Origin of the sequence: Neobacillus sp. NPDC097160 (assembly GCF_044762155.1) — a bacterium.
Taxonomy (GTDB): Bacteria; Bacillota; Bacilli; order Bacillales; family Cytobacillaceae; genus Neobacillus.
Map to the genome: position 1 here is coordinate 40,932 of NZ_JBIWDU010000029.1, position 10,574 is coordinate 51,505.

Genomic DNA, 10,574 nt, shown 5'->3' on the forward strand with positions numbered 1-10,574 from the left:
ATTTTGCACAGTTAGCTAAATCTTTTTTCTGATAGTAAAAAAATCCCCTTTTTCAACAAAACTCTTCATTTACAACATAAAAAATAGAAATGTCCCGAAAATTGTTTCACGTGGAACATCGAAAAGCGGAAGCGCCTTGCCCAGGGGCGACAGGCATAAGACGAGCAGGCGAGAAGGCTGTTCTTTAGCCTTCTTGACTGATTGGCTTATGACCCCGAGCCACTAGGCGCTGAAGCTAGACATATCTCAAAGTAAAAAGCGTCTTATTCAGACGCTTTTTTAGCACTTTACTTTACCTTTGAGCCATTCGGCAACGTTTGATCTACTGTTGCAAGGGAGAGCTGGCCGTCCTTCGATCCGGCTAAGATCATTCCTTGTGATAATTCACCACGTAATTTAACTGGTTTTAAATTTGTAATACAAATAACTTTCTGACCGACTAATTCTTCCGGCTTATAGTACTGGGCAATTCCTGATACGACTTGGCGCTTTTCATAGCCAAGATCGAGCTGAAGCTTTAACAGCTTATCTGTTTTCTTAACAGGCTCTGCTTGAATCACCTCAGCCACTCGTAAGTCAATTTTCATAAACTCATCAATGGCAATTTCGTCGATCACCTCTGGCTTTTCTTCACTCTTTTCTTCGACAACAGGTGCAGTACCTTGCATTTTTTCTTTAATGAATGCTACCTCGTCGGCAATTTCAAGTCTTGGGAATAGCGGAGCATCTTTTTCCACTTTTGTTCCACTTGGAATGACACCAAAACGTTCAAGGCTTTCCCATGTTTTAAGACTGTCATCCTGTATGCCGAGCTGTTTAAAAACTCCAATTGGCGTTCGTGTTAAAAATGGCTGAAGTAGAATGGCAATTTGGCGCAATGATTCTGCCAAGTGTGTCATAACACTTGCAAGCTCACCTTTCCTATCCTCGTTTTTAGCCAATGTCCATGGTTGTGTCTCATCAATATATTTATTCGTCCGGCTGACAAGCTGCCAAATGGAAGTTAATGCAACAGAGAACTCCATTTTCTCCATCGCTTCCTCGTATTTTGTAATGGTTTCACGATTTACTTGATGTAATAACCCGTCAAATTCCCCTACAGAACCTGCATAGTCCGGAATTACACCATTAAAATACTTTTCAATCATTGCAACAGTACGGTTTAATAGGTTTCCAAGGTCGTTAGCCAAGTCAAAATTAATTCTTTCGACAAATCCTTCTGGCGTAAACACGCCATCTGCCCCAAATGGTACTTCTCTCAATAAATAATAACGGAGTGCATCAAGGCCATAACGGTCAATTAATGTGACCGGATCGACGACATTCCCTTTTGACTTGGACATTTTACCGTCCTTCATCAACAGCCATCCGTGGGCAAAGACCTTTTTAGGCAGCGGTACATCCAAGGCCATTAACATAATTGGCCAATAAATGGTGTGGAAACGGACAATTTCCTTTCCAACAAGGTGAACATCTGCCGGCCAGTAATTTAAATATTTGGAGTCATTTTCAGTTCCATAACCTAAAGCTGTTATATAGTTGGAAAGTGCATCAATCCAGACATAGATGACATGCTTTGGATCCCCCGGCACCTTAATTCCCCAATCAAACGTAGTCCTCGAAACCGCTAAGTCCTCAAGGCCCGGTTTGATGAAATTATTAATCATTTCATTCTTGCGGGATTCAGGCTGGATGAAATCAGGATTCTCCTCGTAATATTGCAAAAGACGGTCAACATACTTACTCATTTTAAAAAAGTAGGATTCTTCTTTTACTTTTTCAACTGGCCTGCCACAATCCGGACATTTTCCATCCACTAACTGGCGATCCGTAAAAAACGATTCACAAGGGGTGCAATACCAGCCTTCATATTGATCGAGATAAATATCCCCTTGCTCAAGAAGCCTTGCAAAAATCTTTTCGACAACTTTCTTATGTCTTTCATCTGTTGTCCGGATAAAATCATCATAAGAGATATCAAGTTTTTCCCAGAGATCTTTAATTCCGTTGACAATTCCATCTACATACTGCTGCGGTGTAATCCCCGCCTCTTCTGCTTTACGCTGGATTTTTTGGCCGTGCTCATCTGTTCCGGTTAAATACATGACATCAAACCCTCGCATACGCTTGTAACGGGCCATTGCATCACCGGCAACAGTGGTATACGCATGACCAATATGTAAATTTCCACTTGGATAGTAAATCGGTGTTGTCAGATAAAATGTCTTTAATTTTTCCGCCATTATTGTATCCCTCCTATAGGCAGGCAATCGTAAATCCCATTAAACTATTATTGCCTCTTTTTGCCGCTTCTATCATCAAAATATACCGAAAAATGAACTTTTGTGCAAGAAACCCCTATAAGCCGGCTTCCAATTTTTTAAAATTTATTCCTAATACACCCATAAACAAAGAATAATCATCGAAACATATGAGCGATAAGATTGGAGAATGTAGAATTATGTCGAATTGTAGTCTATCTAATTACTATTCGAATTACACTACGATAATACTAAAAGCCTAGTTTAACTGCATGAATGTTGTGGAAAACCCTATTAAATCAACAAACAAATTGTTGGAAAAAATTTCTTTTATTTTTTAAAATAAAATAATTGACGAATATGGGAAGTACTGGTATTATGGGTTTATAAGAAATTTGTCGAATAATGACGAATGAAAAAATAGATTAATAATATGTGTAAATACGAGAGGAGAACAAAATAATGAAATCTACAGGTATTGTCCGTAAAGTTGATGAATTGGGTCGTGTCGTTATTCCGATTGAATTAAGACGTACACTTGGTATTGCTGAAAAGGATGCACTTGAAATCTACGTTGACGATGAGCGCATCATCTTAAAAAAATATAAGCCAAATATGACTTGCCAAGTAACTGGTGAAGTTTCTGATGATAATATGGCTCTTGCCGGCGGTAAATTAATTCTAAGCCGTGAAGGTGCAGAGCAATTAATTCAGGAAATTCAAAACAACCTTGAATTAGCAAAATAATAAAATGCTCCAGCACTAAAAAAGTGCTGGAGCATTTTTAATTACCATCTACATGATAGACCTGATAAACTTCCCGCTTGTTTAGGCTGCGGTCTTTTGCTGTTTGTTTAATCGCTTCCTTTGAAGGCATACTTTTAACTGATATGTAATGATTCACATGTTCCTCCAGCGATAAATGCTGCCACCAGCTGGGCTCCTCTTCTTCTTGCCGCAAGTCCGAGCCTTCAACAATGATACAAAATTCGCCGCGAATCTCATCTTGATGTGCCCATTCAATCACTTCTTCAAGAGGACCGCGAATAAATTCCTCATACCTTTTTGTTAATTCCCTGCATATGGCTATATTCCTGTTGCCGAGGACTTCGAGCATGATTGATAATGTTTCTTTTAAACGATGTGGAGATTCATAAAAGATCAGCGTCGCCGATTGCTTTTTCAAACTATCTAATTCAGCCCGCTTGTCTTTCTTACTTCGATTTAAAAATCCATAAAAATAAAAAGGCTGGCAGGAGATCCCCGAGGCAATTAAAGCTGTGAGTGCCGCATTTGCACCTGGTAATGGAACAACCGTCACCTTTTCACTAATTGCTTCCATCACAAGCTCATATCCTGGGTCAGAAATGGCAGGCATGCCGGCGTCGCTTACAAGGGCAACCTTTAAGCCCTGCTTGACCTTATGAATCAGTTTCTCCCCACTTGTTTCTTTATTGTGCTCGTGATAGCTGACAATAGGGGTTTCTATTTCAAAGTAGTTACATAACTTTTTTGTATTTCTTGTATCTTCAGCTGCAATTAAATCTGCCTCTTTTAAGATTCTAATCGCTCGATAGCTCATATCCTCCAGATTTCCGATTGGAGTAGGAACAAGGTAAAGAATTCCTTTATGCTCTTCGTTTTCAAAGCTTTTCTGCTGCCACAACATAACCACCCATTTCTTCCATTAAAAACTCTACTTTTTTCTTTCGTGATAACTTTTTAAAATAATATTCTGCTCTTAAGGCCTCACTTTTATTATCGTAGCCTTTATAAAAGGTCAACTCGACAGGGCCTCTGCCCCGAGTGTATTTTGCCCCTTTTCCATCGTTATGAAGCTTAAGGCGGCGCTCAAGATTATTTGTATAACCGCCGTAAAAGCTCCCGTCCCGGCATGTTAACACATAAAAGTAATGTTCGTTATTCTCCATATAAAATCTCTCTGATTTCCGGAGTGTATTCGTCTGCTTCATTATAAACGATGAGCGGAGGCAGGATTTTTAAATCAGGACTGCCGTCTTTTATCGCTTCAACTAACAGAGTATTAGCTTCCTTTCCAAGCTTTGGGTAAACAAGTTGAATTCGCTTTGGCTCAAGCCGGTACTTGCGCATCATTGTAATCAGATCAATGAGGCGACCTGGACGATGGACAAAAGCCACTTTCCCCCCCTGCCGCACTAATTGACTCGAGGCCTTTACGGCATCTTCCAGTGTGCAGAGAATCTCGTGGCGGGCAATGGCCAGATATTCATTCGGATTTATTTCTTCCTTCGATGGAGTTGTAAAATAAGGCGGATTGCAGGTAACCACGTCAAACTTTCCAAATCCTAGTTGTTGGGGCATATCCTTGATATCACCGCAAATCATATTTAGCCGGTTCTGAAGCCCATTATATTCGATGCTTCGAACCGCCATATCATATAACCGCTCCTGGATTTCAACACCCGTTATATTCCCTTTTGTGCGGGCACTTAAAAACAAGGGAATCACCCCATTCCCGCTGCAGAGATCAAGTAAATTTCCTCTTTGAATCGGTACATAAACAAAACGTGCCAGTAATACGGCATCGAGCGAAAAGGCAAAAACAGATGGGCTTTGAATAATCCTTAAATTCTCAGCAAGTAAATAATCGAGCCGCTCATCTTCTTTTAGGTTCACCACAAATATCCATCCTATCTAAAAAGTATAAAAATAGAGGCTGATTTTGTCAGCCTCATTAGGTTATTTCTTATTAAGAAAAGAAAGACAAAATAAGCAATCGCCTTCCTTCCGCAAGCTGCCAAAGTGAAGGTTGCAAATATGAAAGCCTTCTTGATAAAGGCGGGCGAGGTTATCGTATCCTTCCCCAACATCAAAAGGTTTTCTCCCTGGAGCTTGAGCTTGGGTTTCTGTTCCTGCTGTTCCCTTTTTATTCTCTGTTTCATTCTTTTCTTCTTCCATCGTTACATCCAAACGGCGTCTCAGATGTTCATTTTCAAGCTTTAAATAATGATTCTCTTCTAGTATTTCAGCCAAATGCTGCTTCAATTCTCCCAGCTGCTGGTAAAGATGGCCAATTTGTGTTTCCATATTACTTACTGATTCAAAAATTTCCTTTTTATCCACGGCTTCCACCTCATTAATCTGTGGATTGTATAGAAAAGGCACCTTCTTTAATAATTTCTTCCAAAGTATACTCCAGAACCCGTTCTTGTTCCTTTAGTTCCACTTGAAGTACCCGCTCTAATATATTGAGTCCTACTACTTTTCCGGCACCCTCCGGTGTTTCAATGATTTCCCCTAAATCGGGCAGAGCCTCTTTTGCAGATTCATATTCATCATTTTCATATTTTAAACAGCACATAAGCCTGCCGCATAAACCGGATATTTTCGTTGGATTTAATGATAGATTTTGATCCTTCGCCATTTTGATGGAAACGGGATCGAAATCACCTAAAAACGTGGAACAGCATAGCATCCTTCCGCATGGTCCAATACCGCCAAGCATCTTTGCTTCATCTCGGACGCCAATCTGGCGTAATTCAATGCGTGTCCGAAAAATGGCTGCTAAATCTTTTACTAACTCACGGAAATCAACTCTTCCATCCGCGGTAAAATAGAAGATTACCTTGTTTCGATCAAATGTATATTCAACATCGACTAGCTTCATATCCAGTTGATGCTCACTCACTTTTTCATTACAAACCTCATAAGCCTCATGGGCTGCCTGCTTATTCTCCTCCACAATCATGCGGTCCTTTGGATCGGCAATTCTGACTACCTTTTTTAATGGAAGGACGACATCATGTTCCTCTACCTGTTTACGGGCAATAACTGCCCTGCCGTATTCAACGCCGCGGACTGTTTCGACAATGACAAAGTCATCCTTTACGATTGAGAGGTCTCCAGGATCAAAATAATAGATTTTCCCCGCTTTTTTAAAGCGTACTCCTACAACATCATACAAATGAAGATCCCTCCTGCAATTTTAACACAAGCTGTTCCATCATCAGCTGAGGATTCATATTTTTCTCGAGCTTCCTTTTTGCTTCAAGAATAGCTGACATTTGATCCGAAATGCGCCGTCCAGATGTTTGCAAGGCAAATTGCTTTAACCGTTCACTTTCCCCTATAAAAACAATTTGGTCCTGCCTATCTAATTGTATATAAAGTAAATCCTTAAAAATAAGAAGTAATAGATCTAAACCACGTTGAATCTGTTCTTTCTCTTTAAAGTGTAAAAACCAATCTCCCTGGAGCGTGACCATCGCCTCCAGTGGATTTTTTTTCAGCACCTCATATAATTTTACCACTATTTTTTGGGCTTGTGCAAACCATTCATCGACATTTAATTTGAGTGCTTCCTCCAGATTATTGGTTAACTGGGCCAGCAGCGGTGCTTTTTCTGGCTTTACCCCATTTTCAACCAGCTGTTTCATCATCACTTGAGGCGCTAACGGATGAAATGCCAATACTTGGCACCTGGAAAGAATGGTCGGTAATATTTGCTGTTGTTGTTCAGTCAGGAGGAAGGCAACTGTCCCCGGGTTTGGCTCCTCAAGGAACTTAAGTAAACTATTCGAAGCACTCACACTCATTTTGTCTGCATGAGAAATCAGGTACACCTTTTTCAAGGATTCAACGCCTTTTTTCGAAAACTCTGCTTGCAGGTTTCTAATCTGGTCAACCTTAATCGATAACCCATCCGGCTCGACGATATGAACATCAGGATGATTTCCATGATTAATCCGCCGGCAATTGTTACATGCCTCGCATGGTTTATAACCATCCATTAACGAATTGCAAAAAAGAGCCTTTGTGAGTAATAAACCTATTTCCCTTTTTCCTGTCCCTCTCATGCCTTCAAAAAGGTACGCATGGGCCACTCGATTTTTCACCAAGCTGTTTCTTAACATTTTCAACACCGTTGGTTGAACCTCTTCTAGTTGATCCCATGTTTTTCCCAAGTTCATCACTCACTTATCTATAAATTCACATGTAAAGCTTAAAAATGCATGTACTGCTCAATAGGTAAGACAAATACCGTCGCCCCGCCTACCTCGACCTCTACTGGATACGGGACATATGCATCGGCATTCCCGCCCATTGGTGAAACAGGTGCTACCAGCTGATCCCTTGACCTGCAGTTGTCTTTAATAATTTGGAGAGCCCGATCAACCCGAATATCCTCGGTACCTATCATAAAAGTGGTGTTCCCCGACTTCAAAAATCCACCTGTACTAGCTAATTTGGTTGCTCTAAAATTATTATCGATTAATGCCTTAGATAAACGATTGCTATCCTGGTCTTGAATAACGGCTATGATAAGTTTCATTTGAACACCCTCTCCTTCAATTAATAACTATAGTTTCCTCTATCTATATTATAACAGGTAATTGTCCCGCTTACATTTACAAGCAGAAGAACATATAAAAAGATTTTTTTACATTAAAAAGGGCCCTTTCTAAAAAGGCCATTTTTCTGCTAGTTTTGCTTCAACAAGCTTGATGGTTTTTCTAAAAACCTCATCAACCGTACCCGAAGCATCAATCCTTACTATTCTATTTGGAAAACGTTCTACTAATAGATGGTATCCCTCTCTAACCCTTTGGTGGAATTCAAGATCCTCTAAATCGAGACGGTTTATTTCTCTCCCTTTGTTTTTATTAATCCTCTTTAGCCCTAACTCCGGTTCAATATCAAAGTAGATGGTCAGCTCAGGCATGAAGTCCTCGATGGCAAATTGATTAATCGTATACACCTCGTCCATTCCTAAACCTCGTGCATACCCCTGATATGCCAATGAACTATCAACAAACCTATCACATAGGACAACCCTTCCATTGTCTAATGCCGGCTTTACCTTTTCGATTAAATGCTGTCTCCGTGCTGCTGCATAAAGTAGGGCTTCTGTTCGGGAATCCATTGCCGTGTTTCCTTTATCTAAAATAACGCTGCGAATTTGCTCAGCAATATCAATACCACCGGGTTCCCTTGTTAATAATGCGTCAGCAAACTGCTTTGCCACCATATTAATGATCGTCGTCTTTCCCGCACCATCCGGGCCCTCAAACGTAATAAATGTCCCACTGCTCATTTACATAAAACCTCCAGAACTGTATATATCTTATGTTGTACGAAATATCTTTATCAAACCTCTTTTAATTGTGGTGCCTCCTTGAAACCTTGCCCCTGATTGTAACAGTCGATTAAGCCGGCTGAGCCTTTCCTCTGTTATTCTCTCACCCCTAACTAACAATGGCACCCCTGGGGGATAGGGGATTATCGTTTCCGCACAGATAGATCCCGATGACCCTCCAATTGGAATCTCTTCCACAGCTAAAGCTGTCATTTCCTCAAAGGGGTTAGCAAGCTCCGAAATCTTATGACCATCCATGGGGAAATCTTTATCCATTCTGTAAAAAGGCAAACCTTCGAGAGCTTTTTTTATTTTCGCTGCTGCCTCTTTTAATGGATAGCATTGCCCTTCCTTTACTAATGGCAGAATGAATAATACATTATATGGATCGGCTAATTCTGTATATACCCCTGACAATTCCAATCTCTTTTGGATCTCAAATCCATTTAACTTGCATCTTGACTGGATGGTGATTTTTAGAAAATCACCTTGGTTATTTGGAAACTCCAACACTTGAATAGTTGGGATCTTGGCTAACTCCTCTTTAAAATGCTTTATTTCAGTCAGCAGGAATGAAAGATCCCTTTGTTCATATGTACCGAGGTAATGCCTCGCTAAATCCAGTGATGCCATAATGGGGTACGATGGGCTGCTAGACTGGAATATTCCAAGGTATTCCTTCACCTTTTCCATGTTTACACGGCCACTATTAATATGTAAAAATGAACCCATTGTCATCGCGGGGAGTGTCTTATGCGCAGACTGCACGACCATGTCGGCACCCAATTGAACAGCAGATGCCGGAAAAGGCCCACCGATAATTAAATGTGGCCCGTGTGCCTCATCAACCAATACTGGAATCTGATGAAGATGACACAAATCAATAATTTCCTGCAAATTATAAGTCATTCCATAATAGTTCGGATAGGTTAGAATAATGGCCTTTGTGTCTGGATAAAGATTAATAGCCTGTTTAACGGTTTCGACGCTGACGTCTGCAGCTATTTTCCAGTCCTGATTAAGCTCCGGCTCAAGAAAAACCGGCCTTGCCTTGGCTAAACTAAGCGCATTTAACACAGACTTATGACAATTTCTTTGAACAAGGACATGCGAACCTTCAGTGCAGACTGCCATGATCATCGCAAGATTACCTACGGTTGAACCATTCACAAGAAAAAAACTTTTTGTCGTGTGATAAAGCTCCGTTAAAAGCGTTTCCGCCTCCAATATTGCCCCTTCAGGCGAATGCAGGTCATCCAACCCTGATAACTCTGTTGCATCAATTTTTAAGAGCTGCTTAAAAAAATGATTCTCATCCGATTGATCAATCCAACCATATTTATGTCCAGGAACATGGAAAGAAATAGGATTCCTGTTTACATGTTCCGTTAAGGCTTCGTATAAAGGTTTTCTTAATTGAGTATTCATGTTATTTCTTCCTTCTAAGAGTTACATATATTTTAACAAAAAATGAGGGGTCTTCCTAATTTGAGCAAAAAAATAAGCCCAATTAGGACTTGTTATGAAAAAATTTCCGGGTTTGTTATTTTTCTAAGCTGTTTTAAAAAATATTTATATTTAGGATCATTTGTATCTGTTTGAATTAAATCATTTTCGCATTCTGTACAAATAAAAGAAGTGTATAGATGTATGCCTTTTGGTTTTAGATTCTCACAAATAACGCATGTTTCCACATAATGTTTATGTGCTAAAAATGAACTCAATCCCTCCACCTCCATACACCCATTCTGTCCTTAATTCTCAATTTGTATACAATTTTTCGAATTCTCTTTCCCATGACATCCATTAATATAGTATGTCGTAATCACCCATTAGGTGTATGTCTATAATTGATTTCTTTAAAAACACTTCGTACTTTTTTCGTTTTCGATGATTGGGCTCCTAATGAGATTTATTGGATACCCTTTTTTATGATTTTTTTGACGGAATGGGTTCCAATAACCTTTATTGGGCGATCTTTTGGACAGATTCCCAATTGTCCCCCTCTCTTATATTGGTTACTTTTCGGTTTTTGCTATTTACTGTCCTCTTTCACTTATTGGACACAAAAAAGACAACCAATACAGGTTGTCTTTCATTTGCCTGGCAACGTCCTACTCTCACAGGGACGCATGTCCCAACTACCATCGGCGCTGAGAAGCTTAACTTCCGTGTTCGGTATGGGAACGGGTGTG

At 40.0% G+C, this 10,574-nt stretch carries 12 protein-coding genes and 1 rRNA gene; 1 reads left to right on the forward strand and 12 read right to left on the reverse strand.

The genetic code is table 11. The features are described 5' to 3' along the window. Positions 1-287 precede the first annotated feature (287 nt). Positions 288-2,243 carry a methionine--tRNA ligase gene (metG, locus tag ACIQXV_RS27630; RefSeq protein WP_402964949.1) on the reverse strand — a complete coding sequence of 652 codons (1,956 nt, stop codon included), beginning with the start codon at positions 2,241-2,243 and terminating at the stop codon, positions 288-290. A 480-nt stretch (positions 2,244-2,723) separates the two neighbouring features. Here metG and ACIQXV_RS27635 point away from each other — a divergent pair, with 480 nt between their 5' ends. Beyond that, on the forward strand, positions 2,724-3,008 hold the full coding sequence (locus ACIQXV_RS27635; protein ID WP_402964952.1) for a transition state genes transcriptional regulator AbrB: 285 nt from the start codon (positions 2,724-2,726) through the stop codon (positions 3,006-3,008). A 37-nt stretch (positions 3,009-3,045) separates the two neighbouring features. Here ACIQXV_RS27635 and rsmI read toward each other — a convergent pair whose 3' ends face one another. From rsmI to rrf, 11 genes are all read right to left on the reverse strand, one after another. Beyond that, on the reverse strand, positions 3,046-3,927 hold the full coding sequence (gene rsmI / locus ACIQXV_RS27640; RefSeq protein WP_402964989.1) for a 16S rRNA (cytidine(1402)-2'-O)-methyltransferase: 882 nt from the start codon (positions 3,925-3,927) through the stop codon (positions 3,046-3,048). Next, the gene (locus ACIQXV_RS27645; protein WP_402964955.1) at positions 3,905-4,192 is read right to left on the reverse strand and encodes a GIY-YIG nuclease family protein; all 288 of its coding nucleotides are present in this window, start codon (positions 4,190-4,192) and stop codon (positions 3,905-3,907) included. Before ACIQXV_RS27645 ends, rsmI begins: the two co-directional genes overlap by 23 nt. Continuing rightward, positions 4,182-4,919 carry a tRNA1(Val) (adenine(37)-N6)-methyltransferase gene (locus tag ACIQXV_RS27650; protein ID WP_402964991.1) on the reverse strand — a complete coding sequence of 246 codons (738 nt, stop codon included), beginning with the start codon at positions 4,917-4,919 and terminating at the stop codon, positions 4,182-4,184. Before ACIQXV_RS27650 ends, ACIQXV_RS27645 begins: the two co-directional genes overlap by 11 nt. Positions 4,920-4,982: 63 nt before the next feature. Next, positions 4,983-5,366 carry a DNA replication initiation control protein YabA gene (yabA, locus tag ACIQXV_RS27655; RefSeq protein ID WP_402964957.1) on the reverse strand — a complete coding sequence of 128 codons (384 nt, stop codon included), beginning with the start codon at positions 5,364-5,366 and terminating at the stop codon, positions 4,983-4,985. Between the two features lie 13 nt (positions 5,367-5,379). Then, positions 5,380-6,207, reverse strand: coding sequence for a PSP1 domain-containing protein (locus ACIQXV_RS27660; RefSeq protein WP_402964960.1), 828 nt, complete (start codon positions 6,205-6,207; stop codon positions 5,380-5,382). Continuing rightward, positions 6,200-7,207: a DNA polymerase III subunit delta' gene (gene holB, locus ACIQXV_RS27665; protein WP_402964963.1), complete on the reverse strand. Its 1,008-nt coding sequence runs from the start codon at positions 7,205-7,207 to the stop codon at positions 6,200-6,202. The genes ACIQXV_RS27660 and holB overlap by 8 nt, the downstream gene beginning before the upstream one ends. A 38-nt stretch (positions 7,208-7,245) precedes the next feature. Then, positions 7,246-7,575, reverse strand: coding sequence for a cyclic-di-AMP receptor (locus ACIQXV_RS27670; protein WP_402964966.1), 330 nt, complete (start codon positions 7,573-7,575; stop codon positions 7,246-7,248). A 129-nt stretch (positions 7,576-7,704) separates the two neighbouring features. Continuing rightward, entirely contained in the window at positions 7,705-8,337 is a 633-nt protein-coding gene (gene tmk / locus ACIQXV_RS27675) for a dTMP kinase (protein WP_402964969.1), read from the reverse strand. A 30-nt stretch (positions 8,338-8,367) separates the two neighbouring features. Then, positions 8,368-9,807, reverse strand: a complete 1,440-nt coding sequence (locus tag ACIQXV_RS27680; protein WP_402964971.1) for an aminotransferase class I/II-fold pyridoxal phosphate-dependent enzyme — start codon at positions 9,805-9,807, stop codon at positions 8,368-8,370. A gap of 92 nt (positions 9,808-9,899) precedes the next feature. Next, positions 9,900-10,103, reverse strand: a complete 204-nt coding sequence (locus ACIQXV_RS27685; protein ID WP_402964974.1) for a sigma factor G inhibitor Gin — start codon at positions 10,101-10,103, stop codon at positions 9,900-9,902. Between the two features lie 377 nt (positions 10,104-10,480). Next, positions 10,481-10,574, reverse strand: a 5S ribosomal RNA gene (rrf, locus tag ACIQXV_RS27690); the annotation flags it as partial.

What these genes read in the sequence shown, in the direction of transcription:
- ACIQXV_RS27635 (WP_402964952.1), top strand. Translation starts at nt 2,724, where the DNA reads ATGAAATCTACAGGTATTGTCCGTAAAGTTGATGAATTGGGTCGTGTC.
- ACIQXV_RS27670 (WP_402964966.1), bottom strand. Translation starts at nt 7,575, where the DNA reads ATGAAACTTATCATAGCCGTTATTCAAGACCAGGATAGCAATCGTTTA.
- ACIQXV_RS27645 (WP_402964955.1), bottom strand. Translation starts at nt 4,192, where the DNA reads ATGGAGAATAACGAACATTACTTTTATGTGTTAACATGCCGGGACGGG.
- ACIQXV_RS27680 (WP_402964971.1), bottom strand. Translation starts at nt 9,807, where the DNA reads ATGAATACTCAATTAAGAAAACCTTTATACGAAGCCTTAACGGAACAT.
- metG (WP_402964949.1), bottom strand. Translation starts at nt 2,243, where the DNA reads ATGGCGGAAAAATTAAAGACATTTTATCTGACAACACCGATTTACTAT.
- tmk (WP_402964969.1), bottom strand. Translation starts at nt 8,337, where the DNA reads ATGAGCAGTGGGACATTTATTACGTTTGAGGGCCCGGATGGTGCGGGA.